Origin of the sequence: Olsenella sp. oral taxon 809 str. F0356 (genome assembly GCF_000233535.1) — a bacterium.
Taxonomy (GTDB): domain Bacteria; phylum Actinomycetota; class Coriobacteriia; order Coriobacteriales; family Atopobiaceae; genus Olsenella_I; species Olsenella_I phocaeensis.
In genome coordinates, this window is sequence record NZ_JH376563.1 from 862,371 (window position 1) to 878,760 (window position 16,390).

10 protein-coding genes are annotated in these 16,390 nt (G+C 64.5%); 7 read left to right on the forward strand and 3 right to left on the reverse strand.

All coding sequences use genetic code 11. The features are described 5' to 3' along the window. The first annotated feature begins 622 nt into the window (after nt 1–622). The 5 genes from HMPREF1008_RS03950 (at nt 623) to HMPREF1008_RS03970 (ending at nt 8,301) form a co-directional block, all read left to right on the forward strand. Nucleotides 623–4,825: an InlB B-repeat-containing protein gene (locus tag HMPREF1008_RS03950; RefSeq protein ID WP_009278543.1), complete on the forward strand. Its 4,203-nt coding sequence runs from the start codon at nt 623–625 to the stop codon at nt 4,823–4,825. Further along, on the forward strand, nt 4,825–5,469 hold the full coding sequence (gene lepB, locus HMPREF1008_RS03955) for a signal peptidase I (RefSeq protein ID WP_009278544.1): 645 nt from the start codon (nt 4,825–4,827) through the stop codon (nt 5,467–5,469). Before HMPREF1008_RS03950 ends, lepB begins: the two co-directional genes overlap by 1 nt. Before the next feature lie 61 nt (nt 5,470–5,530). Continuing rightward, nucleotides 5,531–6,628 carry a DUF5979 domain-containing protein gene (locus HMPREF1008_RS03960; RefSeq protein WP_009278545.1) on the forward strand — a complete coding sequence of 366 codons (1,098 nt, stop codon included), beginning with the start codon at nt 5,531–5,533 and terminating at the stop codon, nt 6,626–6,628. Next, entirely contained in the window at nt 6,629–7,561 is a 933-nt protein-coding gene (gene srtB, locus HMPREF1008_RS03965) for a class B sortase (protein WP_009278546.1), read from the forward strand. A gap of 41 nt (nt 7,562–7,602) precedes the next feature. Beyond that, a complete protein-coding gene (locus HMPREF1008_RS03970) occupies nt 7,603–8,301 on the forward strand; it encodes a hypothetical protein (protein ID WP_156797594.1) in 699 nt (232 codons plus the stop codon). Nucleotides 8,302–8,727: 426 nt separating this feature from the next. Here the strand turns inward: HMPREF1008_RS03970 and HMPREF1008_RS03975 are convergent, their stop codons facing one another. From HMPREF1008_RS03975 to HMPREF1008_RS03990, 3 genes are all read right to left on the reverse strand, one after another. Further along, nucleotides 8,728–10,614: a heavy metal translocating P-type ATPase gene (locus HMPREF1008_RS03975; RefSeq protein WP_009278548.1), complete on the reverse strand. Its 1,887-nt coding sequence runs from the start codon at nt 10,612–10,614 to the stop codon at nt 8,728–8,730. A 538-nt stretch (nt 10,615–11,152) separates the two neighbouring features. Continuing rightward, a complete protein-coding gene (locus HMPREF1008_RS10160; RefSeq protein ID WP_009278549.1) occupies nt 11,153–12,544 on the reverse strand; it encodes a glycoside hydrolase family 25 protein in 1,392 nt (463 codons plus the stop codon). A 454-nt stretch (nt 12,545–12,998) separates the two neighbouring features. Beyond that, nucleotides 12,999–13,775: an SDR family NAD(P)-dependent oxidoreductase gene (locus HMPREF1008_RS03990; protein WP_009278550.1), complete on the reverse strand. Its 777-nt coding sequence runs from the start codon at nt 13,773–13,775 to the stop codon at nt 12,999–13,001. 553 nt (nt 13,776–14,328) lie between these two features. Here HMPREF1008_RS03990 and HMPREF1008_RS03995 point away from each other — a divergent pair. Both HMPREF1008_RS03995 and rsmI read left to right on the forward strand, forming a co-directional pair. Continuing rightward, complete coding sequence (locus tag HMPREF1008_RS03995; protein WP_009278551.1) at nt 14,329–15,372, forward strand: glycoside hydrolase family 5 protein; 1,044 nt, start codon at nt 14,329–14,331, stop codon at nt 15,370–15,372. After that, the gene (gene rsmI / locus HMPREF1008_RS04000; protein ID WP_009278552.1) at nt 15,372–16,370 is read left to right on the forward strand and encodes a 16S rRNA (cytidine(1402)-2'-O)-methyltransferase; all 999 of its coding nucleotides are present in this window, start codon (nt 15,372–15,374) and stop codon (nt 16,368–16,370) included. Before HMPREF1008_RS03995 ends, rsmI begins: the two co-directional genes overlap by 1 nt. Nucleotides 16,371–16,390: the final 20 nt, after the last annotated feature.

Consider the following 16,390-nt stretch of genomic DNA (forward strand, 5'->3'; position numbering starts at 1 on the left):
CTTCGCTCCTCTGCCTCTTTGCCTTTTTGCCTCACCCCTCTCACCCTGCGTTCTCTATGCATTTCTCTGACTTTTTCTGACAAAAGCCCAGGTAGATTTCTGCCGAGTTCAGGAGAAGGCATAGAGAACGCAGGCAGGTTCAGGAGAAGGCATAGAGAACGGCCGCCAACGATGCTGGGTCAGGGATCGGCATAGAGAACGCTTGCTGGGACGGGGGCGCGGGGCCGTGTTCGGGTCCGGCATGCGGCGCGCAAACGATCCGTGGCATGCGCGCCACTCTCGTTTGACCTGGCCTCTTGTGACGTGGCGTGCAGTTCATGCGTCGTTTGCGCATGACGCAGGTGCGCAGACGACTTTCTGGGCCAGTCATACGGCCAAGTCCTGACTCGCGTTGCGAAGTCAATGAATATTGTTCTTATAATCTTTTGTCAAAGGTAAGCAGCGTAAATGCTACTATTTAAGTGACACTTACTATGAGTTTGAGAAAAAATGCAGCAAAACAGCAGTTCGTATGGCTAATATGGGAGTACCTATAAAGTACCTTAAAGTGTTCGCGTAGAGCATATTGTAATGATCGTATACCGTCTGCCACAGCATATATGCAGATGCTTGGACGGTGGATATGGTTTCGAACAAGAGGGCTCCCGGGCTTCTTGCCGCGGTCATCATCGCCTGCCTCGTGGCGGCGCTGGGCTTCGGCCGCCAGGTCTCGACGCTCGCAAGTGCGGAGGAGACCGGCATACACACGCTTGGCACCACCATGGACGACGAGACCGTCGTCACCATCGAGGCCCAGGTAGACGTGCTGCCGCAGGGAACCACCGTCGAGGCGCGGCTTGTTGACGACCAGAAGGTCATCGACGTCGTGAACGGCAAGCTCCAGGACGGCGGCAACAGCGCCACGTCCATCAAGGCGATCGACGTCACCCTGCGCGATTCCAATGGCAACGAGGTCCAGCCCAACGGAAGCGTGAAGGTGACCTTCTCGAAGACTGGCATGCAGAACGATGGCGTCCTGGTGTACCACGTGACCGACGCGGCCGGTTCGGCCAATGCGATTGACGCGACAGATGTGAACGACACGACAGCCTCGGCCGGTGCGATTGACGCGACCAGTGCAGCCGATACGGCTGCCACGGACCAAGGAAATGACCGAGGCGAGAGTACCGCGCCCGCGAGTCCGCAGAGCGAGGGCCAGCAGCGCGAGAGCACCGAGGATCCCGCTCCCACGGGTTCGACTGTTGGACCCACGGCCGAGGCATCCCTAAAGGTCGAGGAGGTCAAGACCATCAAGGCCGACGCTGACGAGCAGGTCTTCGAGGCGAACCACTTCTCGATCTATGCGATTGTGGACACGGGCGACGTCGCGCGTCTCGAGGTGAGGTTCCATAAGGCGGATTCCGATGACGTCACGTCCATTCTGGTCAAGAAGACCGATGACGTGGACTCCGTCGTGTACGATCCGGGCGCGGGCACGGTGCCGCAGGGCAAGAGCTTCCGCGGCTGGACGACGGATGCCAACTACACGAAGGACACGGCGCCCCAGACCATCGCTGACGTGCGTTCGCTTGCGACCAGTGCACTCGCGAGCGAGACCTTCAAAGACGGTGACACCTTAGATTTGTATCCCATCGTCCTCAAGTCCATCAGCGTCTCGTACCTCGACGAGCACAACGTGTCGCTTGGCTCCACGACGACCTACCTCGACCGCAATGAGGACTCCCTCTCTTATACCGTCAACATGGCGTACACGCCGGCAAGCTCCTCTCAGAACTTCGAAGGCTGGGACGTGAGCTCCGGAAGTACGTACATCGCGGACTATACGTCGGGTGCCTGCTATCCAAACGGTTCGCCGCTCACGTTGACCGGCGATGTGGTGTTCTCCGTCAATGCCCCCGAAGGTCACTGGCTCGTCTTTGACGAGAACGGCAAGGATGCCACCTACAACGCACCCCAGTTCGTGAAGAGCGGCGAGCCAACCCAGGAACCGGGCATCGCACCCAAGCGTGCCGGCTACACCTTTTCCGGTTGGTACACGGACAAGGACTGCACTCCCGGAAACGAGTTCCACTTCGGTAGCTCCATCGAGGACAACACGACCATCTATGCCAAGTGGGACCACAGCGACACGGCCGACTACACCGTGGTCGTGTGGAAGCAGAACGTGGCGGGAAATGGCTATGACTTCAGCAAGTACGTCATGCTCAACGGAAGCGTGGGCAGTGTCATCGACACGGTCGTGCAGGGGGGTAGCAGCAACGCGGCATACGCGACAATCGATGGCAACCCCGAAACCTATGCCGGCTTTCATTTGGACCACTTCGACCAGGGCGTCAGGATAACGCCCGAGGGCACCGCGGTTCTCAACGTGTACTACGACCGCACGGAGTACACCCTGTCGTTCCAAGCTCCCGTCGACACCTACAGTCCGACCTTCGGCGCCTACGGCGAGCAGTACGGCTATGTGAACGGCAGCTATGTCCCTCTGACCTACGATTATTACCCTTATTACCCCTACTACGGCTATATCTGGACATACACGGAAGGCGGCAACACCTACCGCTACACCGGCCAGCGCTATGTCCGCCAGAACAGCATCCAGACGGTCAAGACCATCACGGCCCTGTACGGGCAGGACATCTCGCAGAACTTCCCCATTGTTGGGAATGACGGGACGAGCTATGACGGATACGTTTGGACGCCACAGAACAGTCAGGTGTTCACGACGGGCGACGTTCACTCGCTCGAAATCATGCCGGCCGAGAACACGACCTTAAGGCTCCGTAACTACGGTGCGGGCCACATGAATCACCTGTACTACTACACCGAGGTGGCTCCCGGCGAGACGGGCGACGTTACCTATCGGGGCAAGCAGTACAACCAGCACCTGCACCTGCAGATTGCGAGCCGAGTGACCTTGTACTCCACAAAGTCGGAGGACTTCCACGACATTGCTGGATTCACCCAACTCACGTCCGACCCGTCCTTCGGCAGCAGCGATAAAGTGTCCCTCAACGTGTCGAACGGCTACTCGATACGCTTCTACTACTCCCGTGACACCTACAACGTCCAGTACATGGATGGCGTGTACGTGGATAGCAACAACATCGTGCTCGAGAACATCAGTCACACGTTGCTGAGAGTCACGGACTCCATGTCTTACGGTGACGACCTCAGCTCCTACAACGCGGGTGGAAGCAACTATTACCAGCCCACTCCTGCCCATGCGGGCTACTCGTTTGCTGGGTGGTACCTGGACGAGCAGTGCACGCGCCCCTACACCTTCAGCACGATGCCTGAGAACGGCGTTACCGTCTATGCCAAGTGGGTCAGGAACCGCTATCGTGTCTTCCTTCATCCCAACGCGGGAACGGACAACACGCTCGACTGGGGTTCTGACGTCCCCATGACCTCGCTCATCACATACGGTGAAAAGGTGTCGCTGCCTACGGGCATCCGCGAGGGCTACGACTTCGTGGGCTGGTATACGGACCCCGGCTGCACCCAGGTGTTCAGTGCGGATACGTTGCTCAGCGATGCCGTGACCATCCCCTACGACAAGAACGTCGACATGACCGACCCCATGGACAAGTGGGGCAATGGCGCGACGACCAACGAGGACGTCGACAGTCCCTGGGTCATGCGCAAGCTCGACCTGTATGCCAAGTGGCGCAAGACTTTGACGGGCGCCAACGGCATCGGGGTCACATACGACAGCAACGGCGGCGAGAATGCTCCCAGCGACACCATGCTCTACCTCGATAATTCCATGGCCGTCGCCGGTGCAGCGTCGACGGCACCCGCCGGCAAGCTGTTCATGTACTGGGTCATCCAGACGTGGGACGAGGGCCAGGGTAGGTATGTCGACGTGACGGACGTGTCTGGCACAAAGCAGACGGTGTTCCCCGGCGACACGTTCACGGTGCTCAAGGACAACGCGAGAGTCACTGAAAACGATGACAACACCCCAGAGCATCCCAGCTACACCTATACCGTGCAGCTGCGTGCTGAGTACGGCGACAAGGGCAGTCCTTCGACGGTAAAGACCATCTTTGACGCCAACGGCGGAAGCTTCAGCGAGGGAACCAAAATCAAGGGTGTGACCAACCTCAACGACAGAATTACCGTCCCCGCCGCCCCGACGCGTACGGGCTACGACTTCGTAGGCTGGGGCGCCTCTGCCGATTCGGCTGCTTTCGCGGTTGCGTCCGATCCCAAGCTCGCATCCGAAAAGGGCTATGCCGCTGATAATCTCTCTGGTCTGGCGTGGGACGCGGGGCAGGATGCCAACGTTCTCTATGCAGTGTGGGAGCCAAGGCCGGTCGAGTTAATTGTTCAAAAGGAGATTGAGGGCAAGCAGGCTGACCTCACCAAGAAGTTCGACTTTGTGGTCAGCGTTACCCACGACGGCAAGACATATTCTGCCAATGCACAACTGAGCAATGGCGAAGCCGGCAAGTTCGCAAAGCTTGCTGATTCGAATGGGCTTACCTATGACCTCCATTACGGAGACGAGGTGACTGTTAAGGAAGCGGAGGCGCCTGGCTATACGGCTAGGTGGACTATCCAGGATGTCACTGCTGGAGACGGAATAATCTGCAGTTACAAGTTGACGGAATCTAATGTAACGGTGAACAACACTTCGGATAACACAATTACCTCGAAGGTCACTTTCACCAACACCAAGAATCCGATTCCCGTCACCGGCATCGCTGCGGCGACGCTGGGCCGGGCCTCTCTCCCCCTGGCACTTGGCGTTGGCGGGGCGATCGCCATCGCCGGAGTGATCGTCACCCGTCGCAGGAATGCCGGGTGGGGTGCGTGATGCCGAGGCACTACGCACAGAGTCCCCTCCCAGGCGAGGAGGCGCACCTGCGACGCGAGCCCACGACGCAGGGCGCGGCTGTCACCGTTGCCGCGCAGCCCGTGGAAGGTGCCGATGCCTCCACGTCCGACGCCGGGTCCGAGCCTCAGGCGCCCCTGGTCGCAGAGCTCGTCCTCCTGGTGCTCAAGCTGGCCTTCGTCCTGGGCTTCGTGGCCATGGTGTTCCTCTTCCTCTTTGGCCTGTTCCAGGCCCCGGACCAGAGCATGAGCCCAGCCCTCAAGGAGGGTGACCTGATCGTGTACTACCGCCTGCAGAAGGACTACTCCGCAGGCGACCTCATAGTGGTCAACGACGAGGGCAAGAAGGAGGTCCGCCGTGTCATAGCCGTGGCCGGTGACAAGGTCGAGTTCTCTGAGGACGGGCTGGTCCTCAACGGGTACCGCCAGGCGGAGGACGGCATCTACACCCAGACGCTGCCGTTCTCGGCCGGAATCACGTACCCGGTGACGGTGGGCGAGGGACAGGTCTTCGTCATGGGAGACAACCGCCCCGAGTCGAAGGACAGCAGGATCTACGGCCTGGTGGACATCGACACGGGCACCGAGGGCGAGGTAATGACGGTCGTCAGGAGGAGGAACTTCTAGCGGCCGCGTACATAGCAAGGGTAGGACGCGTCTAGCAGGCGCGAACAGAAGGGATTTGAACATGAGGATGCAGAGCAGGCTTGCGGCAGTGGCCCTGACGGCCGCTCTCGCGCTCGGAGGGATCACGCCCGCGCTGGCGGCGGAGCTTGGCTATGGCGTCGGCGGGGATGCGGCGGGCAAGGTCATCAGCGGCGGGAACGTCTCTATCACCAAGGTGCTGAAGACCAACGAGGGGTCGCACGTCAAGGCCAAGTTCACCTTCAAGGTCGAGGGCGTTACGGTGGACACGGGCAACGGCGGCAGCTCGGAGTCGACCGACGGGCTCATCCCCACGATCGGCGACATCACGCTCGAGGCCACTGGTGATGGCGCAGACAAGTCCCAGGCGCAGGCCGTCACCCTTCCGACCTACACCCACGCTGGCGTCTATGCCTACCTGATCAGCGAGAATGCCACCAAGGCGGAAGACATCACCAACACCGACGGCGCCAGTGGCACGATGGTGGACAGCACCGACAAGTACCTCATGCGCGTCTACGTGGAGAACGGGAACTCTGGCGTCGCCGTCAAGAGCGTGACCTTCGAGAAGAATCCCACCACCAGCGCGGTTGGCACGAAGGTTTCCCAGGGCGATGTAAAGTTCGAAAACACCTTCACCGAGAAGACCACCCCAGACACTCCGGGCCAACCTTCCAAGAATGCCGTAAAGGTCACCAAGAACGTCACGGGCGGCTCTGGCGACCACAACAAGGATTGGAACTTCACGGTCAAGTTCACCGCGCCCACGAACGTTCCTGCCGGCTGGAGCGTGGGTCAGATCACCGCCAGTGGCGTCGAGGGCATCCAGAACGCCGACGGCACCGTCACCTTCAAGCTGAAGCATGGCCAGACCGTCACCTTTGACAACGTGGTCATCGGCACCAAGTACAGCGTGGAGGAGTCCGAGGCCAACAAGGACGGCTACACTACCACGGGCGTCTTCGCAGAGGCGAAGGCTGTTGCCGATGACGCTGCCAACGGCGCCACCGTCACCAACAACAAGGAGTCCGTCACCCCCACGGGCATCGTCCTCAACAACCTGCCCTTCGTCCTGATGGGCGGCGTGGCCGTGGCCGGCGTCGTGCTCTATGGCGCAGCCAAGAGGAAGCTCGAGCGCTAGATGAATCGCCAACTGCCCCGTCGGCTGGCCCTTGGTGCCATCCGACTCACAAACTGGCTGGTCGACGGGGTGGTTCTCTCCGTACTGATGCTCATCGTCTGCTTCACGGCCTACGCGGTGCTCGACAACAACCGCGTGGTCGAGCAGGCGGACCGCGAGCAGTTCGAGTCCTACCGCCCCAGCTCCAACGACGATCCCAGCTTCGAGGAGCTCGAAGCCAGGAACCCCGACGTGCTGGGCTGGCTCACGCTCTATGGCACGGGGATCGACTACCCCCTGGTGCAGGGCAAGGACAACGACCAGTACCTCAACGTCAACCCCATGGGGGAGTTTGCCCTCTCAGGCTCGCTCTTCCTGGACTATCGCAGCCCAAAGGACTTCTCCGCGCCCAGCACCATCGTCTTTGGCCACCACATGGAGAACTCCCTCATGTTTGGCGACCTGGACCGCTTCGGGGACGGTGAGTACTTCAACCGGCACCGCCATGGCAACATCTACTACGGGGGTGCCAACCACGGCGTCGAGGTATGCGCCTACCTGCTCGTAGACGCGTACGACGAGGTCGTGTACAGCACATCGGTGGGGAGCTCTCCCTCGACGGAGGAGTTCCTTGCCTACCTCAAGTCCCATGCGGGTCAGTGGGTGGATGGGGCGCTGACTCCGGACGACCACATGCTCGTCCTTTCCACCTGCGGGTCTGGTACCAACGACCGGCACATCGTGGTGGCGAAGGTCGTCGACCAGACCTTCCAGAACGACTTCACGGAGGAGTCCGTCGACCGCACGCTCGCGGGCACGGTGGGTAAGGGGCTCGCGCTCTGGGCGAAGATCGGCCTGGGACTTTTGGTGTTCCTGCTGTTGGCCTGGGTGGTTGGCGCTCCCTCGCGGGGACGCAAGGGGAGCCGAGGCGCAAGGAAGGGTGATCGCTCGTGAGGAAGAACGCTACGGACCCGACGCGGGGTCTCTCTCGCTCCATGCTTGCGCTTGCCTCCTGCCTGCTGGCGCTCGTGGCCTCCCTGCTGCCCGTGCGTGTGGCCTTGGCCAAGGGGCCGCTTTCGATTGACGTGGCGCAGAGCTTCGTGGTGACGGGCCGGGTACCCGAAGGCGTCGACGGGACGTTCGAGTACGAGCTGGCTGCCGTCGACGGCGCGCCCCTGCCCGCGGATGCGGACGGCGGAAGGTACGGCTTCGCGCTCACGGGCGACGCGACCCAGTCGATCGCGCTTTCTGCCACGGGCTCCGCCGCTCCGGAAAGGATTGCCTTCGACCACGTGGGCGAGTACTCCTACAGACTGAGCTGCCTGGGCGTCGCTGGTTCCAGTTCCGCCGAGGGCCTGAGCGTGGGCAATGGCACGTACGACATCCGCGTGAGCGTCCAGAGCGACCCCGGTTTCGCCTCAGGTCTGCGCATCGGCTGGGTCGAGGTCAGGGACTCCAAGGGAGAGAAGCCCGACGCCATCGCCTATCGTCACAGCTTTGCGGGGGCGGTGGAGCCAGGCCAGCCGAGCCGGCCGGGGGAGAAGGAGCCCGAGGGTCCGACCGTCCTGGGGCTCAGGCTGCCCAAGACCGGCGACGCCAGCTGGGGCATGATCAAGCTGAGCGCTGCCATCTGCGTCGTGGGCGTGGTCGCGCTGGTCGTGGGCTTGCGCGGACGGCGCGACAGGCGCCGGTAGGGAGGCTTCTCTCCGCTGGCATCTCTCGCCTTTCCGGAGTCATCCCCCTGCGCCTCCCCGTCCCCCCGCGCCCCCGTCCCTTTCTCCCCCCGTTCGTTTGTTCTCTATGCATCTCTCTGATTCCATCCTCTTCTCTATGCCGATTCCTGAACCCGACAGAAATCTACCTGGGCTTTTGTCGGACGGCTTCAGGGAAATGCATAGAGAATGCGACTAGGGTCAGGAGATGGCATAGAGAATGGTCGTCACCGATGCCGGAATCAGGAATCGGCATAGAGAACGGTAGCGGGGACAGACAAAGGTAGACAAGCGAGGGCGGCTGCCGCGGCATAAGTGAGAAAACCGCAGGCAACCCATCCGGTTCACCTGCGGTTCCTGTCAGTTGGCCCCTTCTGTTGGACTCACGCGCGAGTGCGTCATCGCCCCTCAGATCCGAAGCGTCCGACTCGCGTTGAGTACCGCCAGCACCATGACGCCCACATCACCAAACACCGCGAGCCACATGGGGGCCAGCCCCAGCGCTGCCAGCACCAGGATCGCCAGCTTCACGCCGATGGCGAAGGCGATGTTCTGCCGCGCGATCGCCAGGGTCTTCCGGGCGATGCGAATGGCCTCGGCTATCTTGTCCAGGCCGTCGTCCATGAGCACCACGTCCGCAGCCTCGATGGCAGCGTCGGAACCCATGGCTCCCATGGCGATGCCCACGTCCGCGCGCGCCAGGACCGGTGCGTCGTTGATGCCGTCGCCCACGAAGGCCACGGTCGTGCCCTCGGGCTTGCTCGCGATGAGCCCTTCGACGGCGGCCACCTTGTCGCCTGGCAGGAGGTTTGCCCTCACGTCGTCGATGCCCAGCGAGCCGCCGATCTGCTCGGCCACCTCGCCACCATCCCCCGTGAGCATCACCAGGCGCTGGACCCCCTCGGCCCTCATACGGGCCAACGACTCCCTCGCACCTGCCTTGACCTGGTCGGCCACCACGATGTGACCCACATAGACGCCGTCTACGGCCACGTGGATGATGGCGCCCTTATGGTCGCAGGGCCTCCACTGGGCGCCGACGCTCTCCATGAGGCGAGAGCTGCCCGCCACGACCTGCCTGCCGTTCACCATGGCACGCACGCCCTGGCCGGGAACCTCCTCCACGTCGCTCACGTCGCAGTCATCATGCTCGTTGGGGTAGGCGTTGCGCAGCGTCACGGCGACGGGATGCATGGAGTAGCGCTCCACGTGGGCCGCGAGGTGCAGCAGGCTGTTGGCGTCGATGGCGTCGGGGTGCACGGCCTCCACCTCGAAGCTGCCCTGGGTCAGGGTGCCTGTCTTGTCAAACGCCACGGTCTGGGCCTTGGCCAGCGCCTCCATGTAGTTGGAGCCCTTGATCAGGATGCCGCGCCGGCCCGCCCCGCCGATGCCGCCGAAGAAGGTCAGCGGGATGCTGATCACCAGCGCGCAGGGGCACGAGACCACCAGGAAGGTGAGCGCGCGCAGCAGCCAGACCGAGAGGCTCGCCGCGAAGTCGCCCGACAGTAGGGGCGGGACGATGGCCAGCGCGATGGCGGCAAAGACCACGATGGGGGTGTACACGCGGGCGAAGCGGCTGATGAAGCTCTCGCTCCGTGACTTGCCCTCGCTTGCGTTCTGCACCAGGTCCAGGATCCGCGAGGCGGTGGACTCGTCGAACTCCTTGCTCACGCGTACGCGCAGGGCGCCGCTCACGTTGACCACGCCGCTGGCCACGTCGTCGCCGGGCGCCACGTCGCGGGGCAGGCTCTCGCCGGTCAGGGCTACGGTGTTGAGGCTCGAGCGGCCGTCCAGGACGATGCCGTCCAGGGGGACCTTCTCGCCCGGGCGAACCAGCACCACGTCGCCCACGTGCACCTCCGTGGGGTCGAGCGAGACGAGCTCGCCGTCGCGCTCGAGGTTTGCCACGTCGGGTCGGATGTCCATGAGCTCGCTGATGGAGTCTCGTGCACGGTCCTCGGCCAGGTCTTCGAAGAGCTCGCCTACCTGGAAGAAGAGCATCACGAAGACTGCCTCGGCGAACTCGGGCTCTCCGTTGGGGAGGAAGCCGATGAGGAGTGCACCCACGGTGGCGATGGTCATGAGCAGGTCCTCGTCGAAGGGCTCGCCGTGCGCGACGCACTCCAGCGCCTCGAGCACCACGTCGTAGCCCGCCACGAGGTAGGCAGGCAGGTATAGGAGCAGCTGCTGCCAGAGGCCGAGGCTCGCGAGGCGGCTGGCTATCGCCGCTGCCACGAGGAGCCCCGCAGACGTCAGGATGCGTGCGAGCTTGACCCTGTTTTCCTTCTCTTCCATGGTGCGCTCCCTAGATGATGCGTATATGAGCAATCACTCATAACTTGAGTTGGATTGTAGGGAGCTTGGAAAGGGGAGTCAAGGGTGAATTGCGTCGGATGCATGGAGGGGCCGGAACGCATGGTGAGTGGCGGCTGCGGGATGGGCGGTGCATGGCGGCGGCTGCGGGTGGCTGGGGCGCATGGGGGTGCGGGGCGACTGGGGCACGGCCGATGTGCTGCCGTCCGGAGCGGCACGTCCTCCACGCATGAACGCACGCCCCTCTCGCCTTGCACGTCATAACGCACATGGCGTTCGACGTTTGTCCAGTTGGCAAGCCTCGTCGTTGTGCGCAACGGCGTGCGCGATGAATATCACGTGCGTAATAGCGTGCTCGATGAATGTCACGTGCGCAACGGCGTGCGCGGCGACCGGGAGCGTGCGCGGCGAGTGCGAGCACGCGCGTGAGCGGACGTATGCGTGACGGTGCGTGTGCCAGGCGAGAGAGAGGCGCTCGTCCTCGACCCGCCGCGGCCGCCCGTTGCGCGCCGGCCCGGTCCTATCCCTCCGCCCCGTCGTGCAGCAGTGACGTGAGGTCCAGGTCGACGTCCACCGGCCCGTCGATGCCGTCGATGGTGCCCGCGTTGCTGTACTGCCACAGCGCGAAGCGCAGCCTCATGCTGGGCGTGGAGCCATACTCCGCGTACCAGTAGCCGTAGGACGCGAGCTCCTCCAGGTCGTAATAGCCTAGGTCGACCTGGTTGCCATAGACGATCGCCGTGTATCCGCCCTGCTCGATGCGCTTGCAGAACGCCAGCGCAACCTGGGCAAGCTCCTGGGCGCTCATCTGAGAGGAGCGCCCGGCCATGACGTCGGACGGCTCCAGGTCAAACGCCACGGGATAGTCCAGCTCGTTGCCGTCCAGCCGCTTGAGGACGAAGTCGGCCTCCTCCTCGGCCTCTGCGGCGGTCGTTGCCTGGGAGTAGAAGTAGGCTCCCACCTTGAGCCCGGCGGCCTTTGCGCCGCGCAGGTTCTTGCGGAAGAGAGAGTCCACCACGATGTTGCCCGCCACGGTCCCGCGATAGCCCAGGCGCAGGTAGGCAAACGAGACCCCGTCTGCCCTGACCTTCTCCCAATCGATCTCCTCTTGGTGTTCGGATACGTCTACGCCCAGCTTGGACACCGTGGTCCCGTCCAACTTGTAGGCGTAGTGGTTGGGGTCGGAGCTGTCGAGCCTTGACCAGTCGAAGACGCTGTTGTCGCGCGCGAGCGAGGCGTCTCCCGCGGAAGTGTCCACGGCGTTTGGCGCGTGGTTCACGACCTCGACCTTGGGCTCGGCGTAGCTCTCGGTGGGGCTTGCCGAATTTGTGGGGTGCGTCACGTAGTAGGCGATTGACGCCACGAGCGCGGCGGCCACCACGACGATGGCCGAGGCGGTCATGAGCTTCTCCTTGGGCGGCTTGCGCCGTTCCTTCTTCCCCGACGCCTCGCGCCGCTTCGCCTGGGCGTCCCGGCGTGCCTTGTTGATCCTTCGGCGGGAGTCCGACGGGTCGGAGGGCGTGGGCGGCGCCATGGGCGACATGCCGCGACGCGGGGAGCCGGTGCGCGTGATGGAAGGGCCGTCGGTTCGGCTGGTGCCCCCGCGGCCAATCTGTCCGTGGTTGCCTGCGGCGCGGGTGGTGATGCCCCGCGAGCTTGCGGTCCAGGTCGTGGCGCCGCGGCGGGAGGGGAGTCCCGTGCGGGCGGCCTCCGTGCGGGCGGAGCCATGGCGCGTCGAGGTGGTGCCGCGGACCTGGTGCGGAGATCCGCTGGCGGAGCTAGGACTGCCGGTGCCCCGGCGGCGAGACCCACCGTCCCGCCCGCTCGCGCCGCGCCTGGCGGGTTGCTTGGAGTTGGACGGGCGGGAGCCGGACCTGCCACCATCGCGCCTGGTGGGCTTGCGGGGGCTCATCGGGTCACCTGCCCGCCCGTGGAGCCTGGACGCGGGACGAACCCACGCGTGCATCCGTGCCGCGTCATGCGCCCTCCCCCCCTGGCTGGCGTGGTTTCTTGGGTCGGCCGGCATATGCCACCGCCACCGCTTCGTATGTGGAGAGTATCCCATGTAATCGAAGACGGGGGGTGGAGAAGAGCTGTTATCTCTCGTCCGACCACGCCATGTGACGCGCAGGCGAAGCTGCGCCGCGGGGCGGGCGTGCTGGGCTGCTTGCGCCGCAGAACTGGTACACCCACTTCTCGCCTCGCGCGCGGCAAGCGAGAAGTGGGCGTTTATGACGTCACGAGGCGTCCGAAGTGGGTGGCCCTTGGGCGAGAGGAGCGCCCGCAACGACCCACGTCGCCCCTCTCGCGCGGGAAGGCCGTAGTGGGCGATTGTGATGTCGCCGCCAGACGCCAGACGCTAGGCGCTAGATGCAGGTGTAGCCACCGTCGACGGCCAGGGGCACGCCGGTGACGTAGCTCGAGGCGGGGGAGGCCAGGAAGATGGCGGCGGTATCGAGCTCCCCCTCGTCGCCATAGCGCTGCTCGGGGATGGTGACCTTCGCGTGCTGCTGGAAGAAGTCGGAGTTCAGCGTCTCGGTGGTGAGGTCGGTGTAGAAGTAGCCGGGGCAGATGGCGTTGACGGTGATGCCATGCTTGCCCCACTCGGCTGCCAGGGCGCGGGTCATGTTGACCACGCCGCCCTTCGCCGCGTGGTAGGGCGTGGAGCCGGCGACCATGTTGCCCACCAGGCCGTACATCGAGGCGATGTTGATGATGCGGCCGTACTTGGCGGGAATCATCGCCTTCTTCGCGACGGCGCGCGCGACGCGGAAGGAGCCGAAGAGGTCTATCTGCATCTCGTTCTCGAACTGCTCGTCGGTGATGTCCTCGGCGTTGCCGATGGCGCCGGTGCCGGCGTTGTTGATCAGGATGTCTATGCGCCCGAACTTCTCGATGACGGCATCGACCATGGCGTCGACGGCATCGGTCGACTTGATGTCGCACTGGACGGCGAAGGTGGGCACGCCGAACTCCTCTGCGATCTGGTTCGCGACCGCCTCGATGCGCTCCTTGCGGCGCGCGACGGCGACGATGCTGGCGCCTTGGGATGCGAGGGCCTTGGCCATCTGCACGCCCAGGCCGCCGGAGCAGCCGGTGACAATGGCGACGTTGTCCTTGAGGTCGAAGTAGTTCCTGTCCATGGGGAGACTCCCTTCCTTGTCCAACATGGCCGGCATGGGTGGTCGTGCTTCCCTGTGGCGTCCCCCCGTCCAGGCGAGAATGACCAATTACTAGACGAACGGCAGCATTTCACTTCCGGGCGGGGCGTGGACGGGTCGCGTGCTGCGGGCGGGGCGAGGGCGGCTTGTGCTGCGACCGGGGCGAGCCACCCACACCGCCCCTTCCGCGCGGCAAAGACGAAGTGGGTGGTTGGGTTGCCGTCACGGCAGAGATGTGGGCGTTTCTCTCCGCCTCGATGGAGATGTGGGTGATACGGGAGACCTGCGTTCGCCCACGTCGCCCCTTTCGCGCGCCAGGCGAGAAGTGAGTGGTTACGACGCTGCGGGACGTCCAAAGTGGGTGGTCGCTGGGCGAGAGGGGCGCTTGCAACGACCCACATCGCCCCTTTCGCGCGCCAGGCGAGAAGTGGGTGGTTACGACGCTGGCAAATGTGTCCCATCCTCGGGCTATACTCGAACCAGCAAGTGACCAGCAAGTGATTTTGCCCCCTTTACCTGCGAATCGGAGCGTCCCATGGCAGAGCGTGCCCTACACGGTGTGAACCTCACCGGCTGGCTCGTCCTCGAGCCCTGGGTCACGCCGTCCCTCTTCGCCGACTCTGGTGTCTTCGAGGAGGAGCGGCTCGTCTCGTCCCTCGGCCGCGAGCGCTACCGGGAGCTGGTGCTCCGTCACCGCGAGGGCTTCATGTCGCAGGCCGACTTCGTCCAGATCGCCGCACGCGGCTTCAACGCCGTGCGCCTGCCCGTGCCCTGGTACGCCTTCGGGCACGCCGGCCCCGAGCCGGGGCCCTTCGTCTCGTGCGTCGACTACGTGGACAAGGCCTTCGAGTGGGCGGAGGAGATTGACCTCAAGATCGTCCTCGCGCTGGCCATCTCTCCCGGCGTGCCCAGCGCCGAGGCGGACATGCTGCGCAACCGGGGCGACTTCTCGCGCTACAAGGACGACATGCTGCGCGTCGTGGCCGCGCTCTCCCGTCGCTATGCCCTGCGCGTCGCCTTCGCCGGCATCGAGGTGGCGGACGACCCGGTGGCGCAGCAGCGCCATGGCCTCAGCCTCACGGACGGCGTCCCCCTGCACACCCTGCGCAACTACTACCGCGAGGCATACGAGGCCGTGCGTCAGAACGCGGGCGACGACGTCGCCGTGATCGTGCCGGACGCAGGTCGTCACGGCGCCTGGAGTCGCTTCATGGCCCCGCGCCGCTACCACAACGTCTGGCTCGACTGTCACCTCTACCACTACTTCGACAAGGTGGAGAGTGCCGGGCCCTCCGGCATCCGCAAGCTCGCCCTGAGCTCGCAGAAGGCGCTGGAGCTCGCGGGCAGGAGCGGGCTTCCCGTCATGGTGGGCAAGTGGTCGGGGTCGCTGCCCTTCTCGGACTCCGCCACCACGCCCGAAGGCCGGATCGCCCTGGAGCGCGTCTTCGTGTCCGAGCAGATCGCGGCGTTCAAGGGCTGCCCCGCCTGGTTCTTCCAGACCTGGAAGACGGAGGGTCGCCTCTCGGGCTGGGACGCCCGCGTGTCCCTGGCAACCTTCGAGCGAAGGATGCTCGTGTGATGGATTTCGATTTGCGGCCGTCCCGCCAGCCGGGTGGCCAACCAAACGACCGGGCAACTGACCGATCGCCCAAGGGGGCGCGTCCCGGCGTGGGGGCAGGTGCGGGCACGAGTGCGGGCACGACAGGCTGCGAGGGCGGGGGAGAGGGGCTTCTCTCCGTCGTGGGAACGCCCATCGGCAACCTTGAGGACGCCTCGCCGCGCGTCGTGCGCACCCTGGCCGAGGCTGACCTCCTGCTCTGCGAGGACACCCGCGTGACCAGCAAGCTCCTGGCCCACTTTGGCATACGCGTCCCCCTGCAGAGGGCCGACCAGAACGTCCTCGCCCAGCGCGTCGAGGGCATCCTCACGCGCGTCGAGGGAGGCGAACGCGTGGCCTTCGTGTCCGACGCGGGCATGCCCGGCGTGTCGGACCCCGGCCAGCAGCTGGTGGACGCGGCGCTCGACCGCGGGTTGCGCATCGAGGTCATCCCCGGTCCCTCTGCCGTGACCTGTGCCCTGGTGGCCTCGGGACTTCCCATGGAGCACTTCTTCTTCGAGGGCTTCCTGCCTCGGCGGGAGGGGGCCATGGCGGCGCGTCTCGAGGCCTTGGCACAGGTGCCGGGCGCGCTCGTGGTGTATGAGTCGCCGCATCGCGTTGCATCCACGCTCGCCGTGGTGGCCCGGGTCCTTCCGACGCGGCAGGTGGCGCTGGTGCGCGAGCTCACCAAGCTGCACGAGGAGGTCGTGCGCGGGCCAGCTGCCCAGGTCGCGGAGGAGGTCGCCGACCGCGAGAGCCTGAGGGGGGAGTGCGTGGTGGTCATAGGCGCCCCCAGCGAGGACGAGCTCCTCGAGCGCGCTCACGCGGCGGGCTCCGGGCCGGCGACGCTGGAGGACGCCATCGCGGCGGCGCTTGCGGCCGACGAGCCCAAGAGCGGCCTTGCCAAGCGGCTCGCCAAGGAGTTCGGCCGCCCCCGCTCCGAGGTCTACGACCTGGTGCTGAGGACGGCCGAACAATAGCGGAGCCCGCCTCTCTCGCC